Genomic DNA, 16010 nt, shown 5'->3' on the forward strand with positions numbered 1-16010 from the left:
CCGTTCCATGTCATGGTTTTTAAAAATCCGATAACCGAGGGACCAGCCTGATGATCACCCCCATCCTCCTCTGCGGCGGCTCCGGCACCCGGCTCTGGCCGCTCAGCCGGAAGTCCTACCCCAAGCAATTCGCCAAGCTGATGAGCGACGAAAGCCTGTTTCAGGCGTCCGCGCGGCGGCTGTCCGGTCCGGGCTTTTCGGCACCGGTGGTGCTGACCGGGGATCCGTTCCGTTTCATCGTGACCGAACAGCTCGCCGCGGTCGAGATGGGGCCGCAGGGCATCCTGATCGAGCCCGAGGGCCGCAACACCGCCCCCGCGATCCTTGCCGCGGCGCTGTGGCTGGCGGAGCAGGATCCCGAGGCGCTGATGCTGGTGGCGCCCTCCGATCACGTCATCCCCGAGGCCGAGCGCTTCCGCGCGGCGGTGCAGGCGGCGGCGCCGCGCGCGCTGGCGGGCGATCTGGTGACCTTCGGCATCACCCCGACCCGGCCCGAGACCGGCTATGGCTATCTCGAACTGGCCGCGGGGGCCGATACGGCGGCGGAGGCCCCGCAGAGCCTCGCCCGCTTTGTCGAGAAACCGGACGCGGAGCGCGCCGCCGAGATGCTGGCGGCGGGCAACTTCCTGTGGAACGCGGGCATTTTCCTGTTCACCGCCAAGACCCTGATCTCGGCCTATGGCGCCCATGCCCCGGCGCTGCTGACCGCGGTGGAGGCGGCGCTGGCCGGCGCCACGGCCGATCTCGGCTTCACCCGTCTCGCGCCGGAGGCCTGGGCCGGGGCCGAGGACATCTCCATCGACTATGCCATCATGGAAAAGGCCGACAACCTCGCGGTCATGCCCTATGGCCACGCCTGGTCCGACCTGGGCGGCTGGGACGCGGTCTGGATGGAAAGCCCGCAGGACGAGACCGGCAATGCCTGCTCGCAGCATGCCACCGCCATCGACTGTTCCGGCACGCTGCTGCGGTCCGAGACCGAGGGCCAGGAGGTGGTCGGCATCGGGCTCGAGGACATGATGGTCGTCGCCATGTCCGACGCCGTGCTCGTGGCGCCGAAGGCCGAGGCCCAGCGGGTCAAGGAAGCGGTCTCGGCACTGAAGGCCAAGGGGGTCAGCCAGGCGGTGCAGCTGCCGCGCGATTACCGGCCCTGGGGCTGGTATGAAAGCCTGATCGTCGGCGGGCGCTTTCAGGTCAAGCGCATCGTGGTGCATCCCGGCGCGGCGCTGTCGCTGCAATCGCATCACCACCGGTCCGAACACTGGATCGTGGTGGAGGGCACGGCGCAGGTCACCGTGGACGAGGACGTGCGGCTGGTCACCGAGAACCAGTCCGTCTATATCCCGTTGGGCGCGGTGCACCGGATGGAGAACCCCGGCAAGGTGCCGATGGTGCTGATCGAGGTCCAGACCGGCTCCTATCTCGGCGAGGACGACATCATCCGCTACGAGGATGTCTACGCCCGCAGTTGAACATGCGCGGGCCGGCCCCCGAGGGCGGCCCGCCTTCCGAAACGCCGCAACGAAGAAGGCGCCTCATGTCCGGAACGAAAATCGCCGTTGCAGGGATCGGTTATGTCGGTCTCTCCAACGCTGTCCTGCTGGCCCAGCATAACGAGGTCCGTGCCCTCGATATCAGCCAGGAGCGGGTCGATATGCTCAATGCCCGCCAATGCCCGATCATCGATGCCGAGCTCGAGGCCTATCTGGCCGAGAAGCCGCTCGGTCTGACCGCCACCACCGATCCCGAGGAGGCGTTCGCGGAGGCCGAATTCGTGATCGTGGCGACGCCGACCAATTACGATCCGGAGACCAATTTCTTCGACACCTCGAGCGTGGAGACGGTGATCGAGACGGTGACCCGGCTGAACCCGGATGCCACGATCATCATCAAATCCACCATCCCGGTGGGCTATACCCGCGGGCTGTCGGAGAAGATGGGCACCGGTCAGGTGATCTTCAGCCCGGAATTCCTGCGCGAGGGGCGGGCGCTTTACGACAACCTGCATCCCAGCCGGATCGTCGTGGGCGAGCGCTCGGAACGCGCCGAGCGGTTTGCGCATCTGCTGGTCGAAGGCGCCGAGGAGGAGGACATCCCGGTGCTGTTCACCGAGTCCTCCGAGGCGGAGGCGATCAAGCTTTTCGCCAATACCTATCTCGCCATGCGGGTGGCGTTCTTCAACGAGCTGGACAGCTACGCGCTCAGCCACGGGCTCAGCACCCGGCAGATCATCGACGGGGTCAGCCTCGACCCGCGCATCGGCGGCCATTACAACAACCCCTCCTTCGGCTATGGCGGTTACTGCCTGCCCAAGGACACCAAGCAGCTGCTGGCGAACTATTCCGAGGTGCCGCAGAACCTCATCCGCGCCATTGTCGATGCCAACCGCACGCGCAAGGATTTCATCGCCGAGCAGGTTCTGGCCCGCAATCCACGGCGCGTGGGCATCTATCGCTTGGTGATGAAGGCGGGTTCGGACAATTTCCGCCAGAGCTCGATCCAGGGGGTGATGAAGCGCATCAAGGCCAAGGGCATCGAAGTGGTGGTCTACGAGCCGGCGCTTGAGGAGGAGAACTTCTTCGGGTCGGAGGTGAGCCACGATCTCGACGGGTTCCTGCGGAGCTGCGACGTGATCATCGCCAACCGTCAGACCGAGGAGCTGGCCCGGGTCGCCGACAAGGTCTTTACCCGCGACCTGTTTGGCGCGGACTGAGGCGGCGGCGCCCGCGGAGAGGCCGGCATGATCACCTTCGCCGCTCTGGGGGATTACGCCCACCGCCAGCCGCTGGCCTATGCCCAGATCCGTGCCCGCTGCCTGGGCGATATCCGGGTGGTCGCGGATCCGGCGCGGGCCGATATCGTGGCCGTGGCCCATAGCAAGGATCTCGACCGCCACGCCCCCGCGCTGCGCCAGCTCTCGGCGGATCAGCGGCTGGTGCTGCTTTCCGAGGAGCCGTTCTGGGACACGATCTGGGGGCACGATCCGCTGCGCCGCGACCTGCGGCACCCGGCGCCGGACGGGCCGCTGCCTGTCACCCAGCTCAACCATCGGACCTCGCGGCTCTATGCCTTCGATCGCATCCCCTATTTCCTGTTGACCGACGGCCATTTCCGGACCCGCTACGCGCTCTGGTTCGGCCGCAACGCGCGGAAATCGCCGCGCGACTGGCAGGCGCATTTCGCCGCCCTGCCCGGGCAGGCGGCCTTCATGATGGCGCGGCGGGTCTCGCCGCGCTACGAGGTCGCCTTTCCGGGCAGCTCGCTGCGGTCGCTGTGCAACCAGCGCAGCGCGATCGCCGAGGCCTGCCAGGGCCCGGGCTTTGCCCATATGGGCAAGGGCTGGCCGGACAACACCATCCGCCAGGCCCTGGTCGACTGGCATCTGGAAAAATATCTCGCGTTGCGCGGGCGGTTCCGCTTCGTTTCGGCGATCGAGAACACCCATGAGCCGGCCTATGTGACCGAAAAACTCTTCGATGCCTATGCGCTGGGGTCGGTGCCGCTCTATATGGCCGGGCCGGATCACCGGGTGCGCGAGTTGGCGCCGGATCCGGAGAGCTGGGTCAATCTCTGGGACACGGCGCCGGAACGGGTGCCGGAACGGCTGTCGGCGGTGGCCTTCGGGCCGGCCTTCTGCGATGCCTATACCGCCCAGCAGCAGCGCCTGGCGGAGCTGTTCCGCGACCGCGCCACGCTGGACGCGGAGCTCGACCGGCTGCGCGCGGCGCTGGTGGCGGAATTCGCCGCGGTGCTAGGGTCAGGACTCATAGCCAATAGATGACGGTTGCAGCAAGGGCGATGGCTGAGAGGAAGACCTTCGGGCATCTGTCGTATCGAGTTGCCACGCGTCGCCAGTCTTTCAGCCTGCCGAACATGATCTCAATCCGGTTGCGGCGTTTGTAGCGGCGCTTGTCGTACTTCACCGGTTTCTTCCGCTGTTTCCGGCCTGGGATGCAGGCCCGTATCCCTTTGTCTTTCAACGTTTCTCTGAACCAGTCGGCATCGTAGCCGCGGTCTCCCAGCAGCCATTCCACCTTTGGCAAACTGCCCACCAAAGCGCGGGCACCGATGTAATCGCTGACTTGTCCTGCCGTGACGAAGAGGTCGAGCGGTCGGCCCTGGCTGTCGCAGACGGCGTGCAACTTCGTGTTCATGCCGCCCTTGGTCCGACCAATCAGGCGTCCACGCCCCCCTTTTTCACGCCCATGCTGGTCGCTGTTCGGTGGGCCTTGAGATAGGTCGCGTCGATCATGACGGTCTTCTGTTCGCCGTGTTCGGCAGCCAGACCCGCCATCATCCGGGCAAAGACGCCCTTGTCGCTCCACCGCTTCCAACGGTTGTAGAGCGTCTTGTGCGGGCCATAAGCGGCGGGTGCATCACGCCATCTTAACCCATTGCGGTTGACGAAGATAATCCCGCTCAGGACGCGCCGATCGTCTACGCGAGGCTTGCCGTGGGATTTAGGAAAGAAAGGCGCAAGGCGCGCCATCTGCGCGTCGCTCAACCAGAAAAGATCAGACATGTTCACCGCTCGTTTTCCGAACCGTGAATCACGCTGCCAGTCGGAAATCAATGGGTCCTGACCCTAGGCTAGGCGCCGTCCGGCGGCGCGGCCGAACATCAGATAATGCGACAGGGCCGGCCAGCCGGCATCGGCGATGTCGGGATTGGCCAGGTAATAGGCGATGGTGTCGAATGCCGGCCCCGGATCGCGGCCCTCGAAGGCGCCGGCGCTCAGATAATGCGCTGCCGGATCCATGCCGCTCTCCGCCACATCCGGATAGGTCTGAAGATACCATGTGGCATCGAAGAGCGGATCGGCCATCAGAGCCGCCTTCTGCCGTTCGGGGGCTGCGACCTGCGGCGATGCCGGGCGCTGCAGCGCCCCGGCGAGACGGTGCCGCATCTCCTCGCGCGCGGCAGACTCCGCGCCGGACTTATCCTCCGTCCCCGAACCGGGCGCGGTGAGCTGACCCAGAAGGGTTGTCAGGGTCTCGATCTCGTCCAGGCTGGTCATCGCCAGCAGCTCGGCCTCTTCCAGCTTGGCCCGCAGGGCGGACTGGAGGTCGGAAAGATCCCGGGGGAGCGGAGCAGACATGTCAAATCCGTTGGTAACACTTGTGCGCCGACCCTAGACCGCAATGCGCGGGGGGGAAACCGGTTTCCGGGCGGTCCCGCGCCGCACAAAGGCCATGCCTGGACGACCGGGAGAGCAGGGGCGGATCAGGCCGCCAGCAGGTCGTAGCTCACCCCGCCGATCAGCAGATCGATATGATCCTGCGCGCCGCCATCCACCAGCGCCCAGAGGATCTGCCCGGTGGGGCGGTAGACGACAAAGGCTTCCTCGACCCCGGCGGTGCCGGCATTGGCGGTCTCGGTGAAATTGACCTGGAAGTCGTCGACCGTCGCGGTTCCGCCGAAATAGAGCGTGTCGCCCTCGGCATCGGAGAAGTCCTGGATCCAGTCGGAGCCATGCCCTTCCACGCCGAGGTGATAGAACCGGTCCGCCCCGGCGCCGCCATTCACCCGGTCATGGCCGAAGCCGCCATTGATGAAATCGTTGCCGTTGCCGCCAAAGATCGCATCCGACCAGGTCTGGCCGGTCAGCTGGTCGTCGCCATCGCCACCCAGCACGTTGTCGACCCCGTAACCGCCGAGGATGGTGTCGTTGCCGGCGTCGCCGCGAAGCTCGTCATTGCCGTAACCGCCGTCGATCGAGTCGTTGCCGGCACCGCCATAGACCACGTCGCGCAGATCGGCCTCGGAGGCGCCGCCGAAGATGAAATCGTCGCCATCGCCGCCATTGAGCGTATCGCTGCCATCGCCGCCGCTGAGCGTGTCGTTGTCCGCCAGGCCGATCAGCGTGTCGTTGCCGGCCAGCCCGCTCAGGCTGTCGGCCCCGTCCGTGCCTTCGAGACGGTTGTTGCCGGCATCGCCGCTGCGCGTCACTCCGGTGCCGCCGCTGGCGGTGATGGTGACTGCGGCGCTGTCGACCCGCTCCACCGTACCGTAGCCGTCGGTATAGACGACGCGGGCGATGATCGCGCTGCCGAGGTCGTCGGCTCCTACCGTGTAACTCTGCGAGAAGGCCCCGGCGATGCGCGTGCCGTCCTGCCACCATTCGTAATAGAGCGTGCCCAGCCCGTCCGCATCGGCGATGCTGCCGGTTGCCATAGTCAGGGTCTCGCCCGGGCGTGGCGTGCCGGAGATCACCGGCGCGCCGGTGGGCGCGCGGTTGCCGCCGCCGGAGGTGACCGCGGCGCTGCTGACCCGTTCGACCGTGCCGCCTGCGTCGGTGTAATAGACACTGACGCTGATCGCGGCGCCGTCATCGGCAGCGGTGACCGTATAGGTCTCGCCCCGCTGGCCCATGACAAAGCTGCCGTCGCGGTACCATTCGTAGAAGAACGGCGTGGCAAAGCCGTCGGGATCGGTGATCGCACCGGTGTCGACCCCCAGCACCGCACCACGGGTCGCGGTGCCGGTGATAACGGGTGCGCCGCTGACCGGATCGTTGACATTCTCCACCGCGGCGGTGCCGGCACTGGTCAGGCTCTCGGCGGCGCCGCCGCCATCGGTATAGCCGACCCGGACCGACAGGCTCCGCCCGACATCGGCCTGAGCCAGCGTATAGCTCGCACCGGTGGCGCCGGAAATCGCCGCCCCGTCGCGCAGCCACTGGTAGCTGAAGCTGCCCAGCCCGTCCTCGTCGGCGATCGCCGAGGTATCGGCGGTCAGGGTCTGGCCTTGGGTGGCAGTGCCGGTGACCACCGGCCGGCCCGTCGGCGCATCGTTAGAATTGGCCACTGTCGCGGTGCTGGCGCTGGTCAGGCTCTCTGCCGTGCCGATGCCGTCGGTATAGCTGACCCGGACGCGGATCATGGCGCCGATATCGGCGGTGACCAGCGTGTAGGTCGCACCGGTGGCGCCCTGGATGGCGCTGCCGTCGCGCAGCCATTGATAGCTGAAGCCGCCGAGCCCGTCCGCATCGGCGATGCTGGAGGTGTTCACCCCGAGCGTCTGCCCCTGCGCCGCGGTGCCCGAGATCACCGGCGTGCCGGTGGGCAGGTCGTTGCCGCTGATCACCGGGGCGGTGACGTCACTGGTCACCGTTTCCTCGGTGTCCCCACCATCGGTATAGCGGATCCGGACGCTGATCTCGGCACCGATATCGGCGACCCCGAGATGATAGGAAACCGCGGTGGCGCCCTGGATGGCAGTGCCGTCGCGCAACCACTGATAGCTCAGCGGCCCGACCCCGTCGCCATCGGAGAGCGTGCTGGTATCGGCGGTCAGCGTGGCGCCCTGCTCCACATCGCCTGTGATCACCACCTCGCCGCCGGGGGCGTCATTGGTATTGGTCACTGTCGCGGTGCTGGCGCTGGTCAGGCCCTCTGCCGTGCCGTGCCCGTCGGTATAGCGGATCCGGACGCTGATCTGGCTGCCGATATCGTCGGCCACCAGCGTATAGGAGGCCCCGGTGGCGCCGGAAATCCCGGCCCCGTCGCGCAGCCACTGATAGCTCAGCACCCCGAGCCCGTCGCCATCGGCCAGGGTCGTTGTGTTGGCGCTGAGGGTTTCGCCCTCGGCCGCGGTGCCATCGACCGTCACCCCGCCGGTGGGGCTGTCATTGACATTGCGTACCGCGCTGGTGGCGGGGCTGGTCACGCTTTCCGCAGTGCCCTGGCCATCGGTATAGCTCACCCGCAGGGTGATCCGCGCACCGATATCGGCATCGGTCAGCGTATACGTGGTGCCGTTGGCCCCCTCGATCTCCGCCCCGTCGCGCAGCCACTGGTAGCGCAGCGCGCCGAGCCCGTCGCCGTCGCTCAGGCTGCCGGTCATCGCGGTCAGGACCTGCCCCTCGGTGGAGGTGCCGGAGATCGAGACCCCGCCTGCCGGGGCGGCGTTGACGTTTTCCACCGCGGCGGTGGCCGGCGCCGACACGGTTTCGGTCGTGCCGAAGCCGTCGGTATAGCGCACCCGGACCCCGATCGCGTGGCCGATATCGGCGGCGGTCAGCTGATAGCTGGCGGTGGTGGCGCCGGAGACCGCCACGCCGTCGCGGGTCCAGACATAGGTCAGGTCGCCGAGCCCGTCGATATCGGCCAGGGTGCCGGTATCGGCGGTCAGGATCTCGCCTTCGACCGCGTTGCCAAGGATGCGCACCCCGCCGGTCGGGGCGGCGTTGACGTTGCGGATGGTCCATTCCACCGTGGCGCTGACCCGTCCGTTCAGCGGGTCGCTCGCCGTGACGGTGACCAGATAGGGGGTCAGGCTGCCCTCGGCGGTGCCGCTCACGGTCAGCCCGGAGCCGGAGGCGCTTAGCCCGTCCGGCAGGCCCTGGATCTCCCAGCTCAGCGCCGCGCCTTCCGGATCGCTGAAGAACTGCGCGAAATCGACGCTGATGCTGCCTTCCGTGCTGGTCATTGTCGCGGGCAGGGAGGAGACCGGCGCCGCGTTCCGCGCGATGGCGGTCATCTGCGCGGTGTCGAGGGTCACGTCCTCGAAGACGAAATTTTCGACATTGCTGACCCGGTCGGTGCCCAGATGCGAAGAGATGGTGAAGACCCCGCCGGACAGCGTGACCACCGCATCCGAAAGCGTCACCCCGTAGACCGCGGTATCGGTGCCGGCGCCGCCATCCTTGACGTCGTCGCCGGGGCCGCCTTCGAGCCGGTCGTTGCCGTCGCCGCCGCGCAGGGTATCGTTGCCCTCGCCGCCAATCAGCGTGTCGTTGCCGTCGCTGCCCGACAGGCTGTCGTCACCGCCCAGACCGCGCACCAGGTCGTTGCCGCCGAGCGCATCGGTGACATCGTCGCCCGACGTGCGGTTGAGCAGGTTGTCCTGATGGGTCGGACCGGTGCTGTCGACCACACCCTGCTGTCCCAGCGCGGCGATCAGATCCGCATGGGTCCAGACGGTGCCGTCGGCCCATTCGATCTGCTCGATCGCGCCGCTGTGCCCGGCGTTCAGCGTGTTGGCCAGAACCACCGCATCTCCGGTGGCGCCGAAGCTGATCAGGATCGCCTCGTTGGCGGGGTTCTGGCGGATGATCGTGGCATTGCGCGCATAGTAATCGTGGAACACGACCCGGTCCGTGCCGCTGCCGTCGCCGAGGTCGTTGACCACGTCATAGCCGTCGCCGGCACTGAATTCATACCGGTCGCCGCCCTGGCGGCCCGACAGCACATCGTTGCCGGCCCCGCCGATAAAGGTATCGGCCCCGCCGAAACCGGACAGCACATTGACCGCGCTGGATCCGATGAACAGGTCGGCCTGGTCGGAGCCGTCGATATTCTCGATCCCGGAAAGCAGATCGCGGCCCTCGCCGCTGACCGTGCCTAGGATCAGATCGACCACCAGCCCGGAGGTGGCGCCGCGGTAACGCACCAGATCGGTGCCGGCGCCGCCGTCGATGGTGTCGTCGCCCGCCTCACCCCAGATCTGGTCATTGCCGCTGCCGCCGGACAGGCTGTCATTTCCGGCCCCGCCGAGGATCGTGTCGGCGCCGCCATTGCCGGAGATCGTATCGTTGCCGTCAAATCCGAAGAGCCGGTTACCGGCCCCGTCGCCGGTGATATTGTCGGAGAAATCCGAACCATCGACATGCTCGAGCCCGCTCAGCACATCGGCGCTACCGAACCCGTCCTGCGCATCGCCTGTGACCAGGTTCACCGAGACCGAGCCGATCGCGTCGCGATAGCGCACGAGGTCGGCGCCGCTGCCGCCGCTCAGCGTGTCATCGCCGCCACCGCCCCAGATCTCGTCATCGCCATCGCCCCCCTCGATCACATCGCTGCCGCCATCGCCGAGCAGCGTGTCGCTGCCCGCCTCACCGCGCAGCGTGTCGTCGCCGGCAAAGCCGAAGATCCGGTTCGCTCCGGCGGATCCGCGCACCACATCGCCGTAATCGGAGGTGTGGACGTTCTCGACCCCCGAGATGACATCGCTGCCGCCGGAGCCGTCGGTGGCGCTGCCTGCGGTCAGATCGACGCTGACGCCGCCCGTGTCGGACCGGTAGCGGATCAGGTCGCTGCCGACGCCGCCATCGATCGTATCGTCGCCCGCCTCGCCCCAGATCTCGTCATCGCCGCTGCCGCCCGAGAGGCTGTCATTGCCGGTGCCGCCAAGGATCGTGTCATTGCCGCCATTGCCGGTGAGCGTGTCGCGGCCGGCAAAGCCCGAAAGCTCGTTGTCGTCGGCATCGCCGCTGAGCCGGTCGCCGTGATCCGAGCCATGCGCGTTCTCGATATTGAGCAGGCTGTCGGTGCCGCCATCGCCGTCCTGCGCTGTCCCTGCGGCCAGATCCGCGACAACCCCGGCCCCGGCGCTGCGGTAGCGGATCAGGTCGCTGCCGGCGCCGCCATCGATCGTATCGTCGCCTGCCTCGCCCCAGATCTCGTCATTGTTGCTGCCGCCCGAGAGGCTGTCATTGCCGGCGCCGCCGAGGATCGTGTCATTGCCGCCATTGCCGGTGATCGTATCGTTGCCGGCAAAGCCAGACAATTCGTTCGCCGCGACGTCACCGGTCAGCCGGTCGCCGTGATCGGAACCATGTGCATTTTCGATATTGAAGAGCGTATCGAGCGCCGAACCGCCTTGCAGCGCCTGGCCCGAGATCAGGTTGACCGTGACCCCTGTGCTGTCGTCGCGGTAGCGCACCACATCGGTACCGTCGCCGCCGTCGATCGTGTCGGAGCCGCCGTCGCCGCTCAGCAGGTCGGTGCCGGCACCGCCCTGGAGCGTGTCCGAGCCGTCGCCACCGGTGAGCGTGTCATTGCCCGTACCGCCCTGCAAAAGGTCGCCGCCGCCAAAGCCGAAGAGTTCGTTGTCGCCGCCATCGCCACGCAGCGTGTCGCCGTAATCGGAGCCATGAGCGCCCTCGATTCCGGTCAGCGCATCACTGCCGCCGAACCCGTCCAGAGCCTGGCCCGCAGCCAGATCGACCGTGACCCCGGACGTGTCGTCGCGGTAACGCGCCAGGTCGCGCCCGGCACCACCGTCGAGCGTGTCGTTGCCGGCACCACCCCAGAGCTCGTCCTCGCCGGCGCCGCCGGACAGCGTGTCATTGCCGGTATCGCCCAGCAATGTGTCGTGCCCGCCAAAGCCGGAGATATTATCGTTGCCCGCGAAGCCGCGCAGCTCGTTCTCGCCCGACGTGCCGCGCAGCACATCGCCGTAATCCGAGCCGTGCACGTTCTCGATACCGGTCAGGCTGTCCTGCGTGCCGTAGCCGTCCAGTGCCTGGCCGGCATTGAGATCGACCGTGACCCCGCCGGTGGTGGCGCGGTAGCGCGCGAGGTCGGTGCCGGCGCCGCCGGACAGGGTATCGTTGCCCGCCTCGCCCCAGAGCTCGTCATTGCCGTCGCCGCCGGACAGGCTGTCATGCCCCGCCCCGCCGCGGATCGTGTCGGCACCGCCAAAGCCCGACACCGTATCATTGCCGGCATAACCGAAGATCCGGTTGCCGCCGCTATCGCCGCTCAGCACGTCGCCGTAATCGGAGCCGTCGACATTCTCGATATTCTGCAACACATCGGTGTTGCCGGCGCCGTCCTGGGCCGAGCTGGCGCTCAGGTCCACGGTGACGCCCGCGCTGTCCTGGCGATAGCGGATCAGGTCGCTGCCGCTGCCGCCGTCGATCGTGTCGAAGCCGCCCTGGCCCCAGATCTCGTCATTTCCGGCTCCGCCCTGGATGCTGTCGTTTCCGTCGCCGCCGAGGATGGTGTCGGCGCCGCCCTGGCCTTGCAGCGTGTCGTTGCCGGCAAAACCCGACAGCTCGTTGCCGCCGGCGTCGCCGCGCAGCACGTCGCCGTGATCGGAGCCGTGCAGACCCTCGATATTGCTCAGCGCATCGGTGCCGCCGAACCCGTCCTGCGCGCTGCCCGCCGCCAGATCCGCCGTCACCCCGGAGGCCGAGTTGCCGTAGCGCGCAAGGTCGAACCCGCCGCGCCCGTCCAGCGTGTCGTCGCCCGCCTCGCCCCAGATCTCGTCGGCGCCGGTGCCGCCCAGAAGCGTGTCGCGCCCCGCCCCGCCCAGCAGCGTGTCGTCGCCGCCCTGGCCGTCGAGCAGATCGTTTCCGCCGAAGCCCGACAGCTCGTTGCCGCCGGCATCGCCGGTCAGCGTGTCGCCGTGATCGGAGCCGTGAATGCCCTCGATATTCAGCAGCGTGTCGGTGCCCCCGAACCCGTCCTGCGCGCTGCCCGAGGCCAGGCTCGCCGAAACCCCCGCCGCGCTGTCGCGATAGCGTACCAGATCGACCCCGGCGCCGCCGTCCAGCGTGTCGGTGCCGGCCTGGCCCCAGAGCTCGTCATTGCCGCCGCCGCCGCGCAGCGTGTCGCGCCCGTCGCCGCCCAGCAGCGTGTCGGCCCCGGTGCGGCTCTCGATCAGATCGTTGCCGCCGAAGCCGGAAAACTCGTTCGCCCCGGCATCCCCCGACAGCGTGTCGCCGTGATCCGAGCCGTGGATCCCCTCGATATTGATCAGCGTGTCGGTGCCGCCATAACCGTCGGCGACCCGCCCGGTCAGCAGATCCGCCGAGATCCCGGCAGGGTCGTCGCGGTAGCGCGCCAGATCGTCGCCCTCGCCGCCATCTAGCGTGTCATTGCCCGCGTCGCCCACCAGCTCGTCATGCTCGGCGCCGCCGCGTAGCGCGTCGTTGCCGGCGCCCGCCACCAGCACATCCCGGCCGCCATGGCCCACCAGCGTGTCGTTGCCCTCCTCGCCGAACAGCCGGTTGCCGGCATTGTCCCCGGTCAGGAAATCGTTGCGCGCGGTGGCATGGACATGTTCGATGCTGATCAGCGTGTCGGTGTTGCCATAGCCGTCGATGCCGGTCTGGTTGAACAGATTGACGGTGACCCCGGCGGTGCCGCCGCGCAGGTAATCCTCGCCGTAATGCACGGTGTCCTCGCCGGCACCGCCGTTGAACGTGTCGTTGCCCTGCAGACCCCAGAAGGCATTGCCCTCGGCGCTGCCGGTGATCGCGTCGGCAAAGCGCGTGCCGCGCACATGGTCGATATTGATCAGCGTGTCGGTGTCGCCGAACGTGTCCCGTGCCACCCCGGTGGCCAGGTTCACCACCACCCCCATGGTGCCGTATTCGACCCGGCCGAGATCGAAATTATACGACCCGATCTCTTCCTCGGGCTGATAGACCACCGTGTCGGCGGTGCCGCTGCCACCGTCGATCGTGTCGTTGCCCTGGTTGCCGGTATACCATTCCAGATAGTCGAAGCGCGGGTTGCCACCGACCAGGAGGTCGTCATGCATCGTGCCGTTGACCTCGAGGAAATACAGCGCCGCGCTGAAATCCGTGGTCATGCTGGCCGAGCTGGCCAGACCGGTGGCCAGGTTGACCGTCACCGCCTCGTTCAGCGTGAAGACGATGTGATGGCCGTATTGCGTGCCCTCGGAATCGCCGCCGATGACGGTGTTGTGCCCCGCCCCGTTGACCACGATCGTGTCGCGGGCATCGGCGATGGTGCCGCCGACGACGATCGTGTCGTTGCCGGCGCCGGTGTAATAGAGATCGTTGCCGTCGCGACCGTCCATGTAATCGTCGCCGGCATAGCCGAAGAACCGGTCGCCATGCGCGTCAGAGCCCAGCAGCGTGTCGCCGTGATCGGTGCCGTGGACGTATTCGATCCCCTCCAGCGTGTCGCTGTCGCCCCAGCTGTCGGTGGCGGTGCCGGCGCGCAGATCCACAGTGACCCCGCTGCCGCCGCCCTCCAGGAAATAGCCCACCATGTCGGCGCCGCCGCCGCCGCGCAGCGTGTCGGCCCCGGCGCCGCCGACCAGCGTGTCCTCGCCGCTATAGGTCTCCAGCAGGTCCGCACCGGCATGGCCGTGGAAATAATCCGCCGCCGCCGAACCGCGCAGCGTGTCGGCATGGTCCGACCCGATGATCCGCTCGATATTGAACAGCGTGTCGGTGTGGCCCCAGGTATCCGTCGCCGTGCCGGCGATCAGGTTCACCGAGATCCCCAGCGACCCGGTCTCGAAGAAATAGGCCGCCTGGTCGGAGCCCGCCCCGCCCTGCAGCGTATCGTTGCCCTGGTCGCCGATCAGCACATCGTCGCCGCCGCGCCCGTCGATGGAATCGTTGCCGCTATTGCCGAAAATCAGGTCGTTGCCGCTGCTGAACCCCCGGATCGTGTCGTTCAGCGCCGAGCCGTAAAGCCATTCGATCCCGATCAGCGTGTCCGTATCGCCCCAGGTATCCGTGACCCGACCCGTCTCCAGATCCGCCAATATCCCGGAAGGCCCAGTCTCACGGAAGTAAAAGACCCGGTCGGACCCCGTGCCACCGTCGAGCGTGTCGTTGCCCGCGCCGCCAACCAGCGTATCGCCCCCGGCCCCGCCGGACAGGGCGTCATTTCCGCCATGTCCGACAAGTTGGTCATTGCCGCCAAGACCGTTTATCGTGTCCGGATTGTTCGTGCCTGCCAGCGGGTCGTTGCCGCCCGTTCCGCCGATTACCGCCATACTGCCCTCTGATTTTCAGTCTTTTTTATGCCCCGGGAAAACCCGCGTGCTGTATATAGGTTATCCCCCACCCGCCCTAGGAAAAAATACTTACCGTTTTAATCTTAAGCCTTTATTTCACCCTGTGACTTTCAGGAACGATTAAAAAAGAGCGTGCTGCGCCAGCTTGCCGAACCGGGGCCGGATATGGTCAAACACATGGATCGGAAACCGGGCGGACGCATAATGCGGGCCGGACAGGCAGACAGGACATTTCGGATGAGCTGGGTCGACACGATGCGTATGACAAAATCCGCCGGCGACGGCGCGACCGACCGGCCGGGCTCTTCTCCAGCCATCTCCGGTGGACCGCGGATCTTTACCTATCATAACCAGGGTCTGCCCGAGATGACCCGGTTCGCCGACATCCCGGTGGTGCCGGTGACCGAAAACAACGGCATGGTGCTGCGCGGCGGGCCGGTCTGGCCCGACTGGCGCGCCGCCGGCCCGCTGCGCCACAACCGCTCGGGTCAGCCGGTCGACCGCTTCCCCCCCGCGCTGCCCGGCCAGCAGGCGGACTTCGATGCACCGGCCACTTGGGGCGGGCATTGCGTCGATCATTTCGGCCATTTCGTCGCCGAGCACGGCACCCGGATCCTCCAGGCCCGCAGCAGCCATGGCGACAAGGTGATGCTCTTCACCCTGGAACGGGGCAAGACCGCAGCGCAGCTGCCGCGCTTCTTCTGGCAGACCCTCTCCTGGTACGGGGTGGCGGGCGAACAGGTCCGCTTTGTGCACCAGCCGCTGCGCGTCGCCGAACTCTGGGCCGCGCCGATGGCCGAGCAATGGGCGCATGTCCCCACCAGCCAGGGTTATCTTGATCTTCTGGACGCCAATACCGAGGCGCGGGGGCTGACACCGAAGCCGAACTCCGTCGTTTATGTCTCGCGCGCGGCGATGGAGGCCACCGCCGAAGGCCATGGTGCGGGGGAGCCGTATCTCAACCAGGCGCTGGAGCAACTGGGGGTGACGGTGATCCGCCCGGAGGCGATGCCGCTGGCCGAGCAGCTGGCCTATTACCAGGGCGCCGATCTGCTGATCTTCGCCGAAGGCTCGGCGATGCACGGGCGTCAGCTTCTGGGCCGGCGCGACCAGACCGTCGTGGTGCTGAACCGCCGCCCCGGGATGCGGATCGGCCTGTCGGCCTTGCAGCCGCGGGTGTCCAAACTGATCTATGTCGAGGCCACCCGCGGCACCGCCTCGGTGCTCTGGCCCAGTGGCAAGCCCTGGATCGTGCGGGCGATCTCGCTTTACGACACCGAGACGCTGATCGGCGCCTTCGAAGCGCTGGGGATCCCGCTGTCGCGGGTCTGGGACGAGCGGGCCTATCTCGAGGCGCGCGACCGGGCGATCCGCAACTGGATCCGGATCCGCCTCGATCCGCGCCAGCCGATCGATCACGCCGCTTCGGCCCGGCAGGTGCGCACGGATTTCGGCAATCTCGGACTCGATCACCTGATCGACGAATTGCCCTGAGCCCC

7 protein-coding genes are annotated in these 16010 nt (G+C 67.3%); 4 read left to right on the forward strand and 3 right to left on the reverse strand.

Features of this window, described 5'->3' with window-relative positions; genetic code table 11:
- The first annotated feature begins 50 nt into the window (after positions 1-50).
- The 3 genes from Ga0080574_RS24340 to Ga0080574_RS24350 all read left to right on the forward strand — a co-directional run bounded on the left by Ga0080574_RS24340 (position 51) and on the right by Ga0080574_RS24350 (position 3781).
- Complete coding sequence (locus Ga0080574_RS24340) at positions 51-1472, forward strand: mannose-1-phosphate guanylyltransferase/mannose-6-phosphate isomerase (protein ID WP_076706145.1); 1422 nt, start codon at positions 51-53, stop codon at positions 1470-1472.
- 65 nt (positions 1473-1537) lie between these two features.
- Positions 1538-2713: a nucleotide sugar dehydrogenase gene (locus tag Ga0080574_RS24345; protein ID WP_076706146.1), complete on the forward strand. Its 1176-nt coding sequence runs from the start codon at positions 1538-1540 to the stop codon at positions 2711-2713.
- A 27-nt stretch (positions 2714-2740) separates the two neighbouring features.
- Positions 2741-3781, forward strand: a complete 1041-nt coding sequence (locus Ga0080574_RS24350) for a glycosyltransferase family 10 domain-containing protein (RefSeq protein WP_076706147.1) — start codon at positions 2741-2743, stop codon at positions 3779-3781.
- Here the strand turns inward: Ga0080574_RS24350 and Ga0080574_RS24355 are convergent.
- From Ga0080574_RS24355 to Ga0080574_RS26765, 3 genes are all read right to left on the reverse strand, one after another.
- A protein-coding gene (locus Ga0080574_RS24355; RefSeq protein WP_156876251.1) for an IS5 family transposase occupies positions 3765-4522 on the reverse strand; the annotation gives its coding sequence in 2 pieces (ribosomal slippage) (positions 3765-4201 and positions 4201-4522; 759 coding nt in all). The two genes, Ga0080574_RS24350 and Ga0080574_RS24355, sit on opposite strands and share 17 nt — an antisense overlap.
- A gap of 63 nt (positions 4523-4585) precedes the next feature.
- A complete protein-coding gene (locus Ga0080574_RS24365; protein WP_076706149.1) occupies positions 4586-5098 on the reverse strand; it encodes a hypothetical protein in 513 nt (170 codons plus the stop codon).
- A 125-nt stretch (positions 5099-5223) separates the two neighbouring features.
- Positions 5224-14490 (reverse strand): calcium-binding protein, encoded by a 9267-nt coding sequence (locus Ga0080574_RS26765; RefSeq protein WP_083716987.1) that lies wholly within the window; start codon positions 14488-14490, stop codon positions 5224-5226.
- 258 nt (positions 14491-14748) lie between these two features.
- Between Ga0080574_RS26765 and Ga0080574_RS24405 the strand changes: the two genes are divergently transcribed.
- A complete protein-coding gene (locus Ga0080574_RS24405) occupies positions 14749-16005 on the forward strand; it encodes a glycosyltransferase 61 family protein (RefSeq protein WP_076706150.1) in 1257 nt (418 codons plus the stop codon).
- Positions 16006-16010 lie beyond the last annotated feature (5 nt).

The sequence above is a fragment of the Salipiger abyssi genome (genome assembly GCF_001975705.1).
In the GTDB taxonomy this organism is placed as follows: domain Bacteria; phylum Pseudomonadota; class Alphaproteobacteria; order Rhodobacterales; family Rhodobacteraceae; genus Salipiger; species Salipiger abyssi.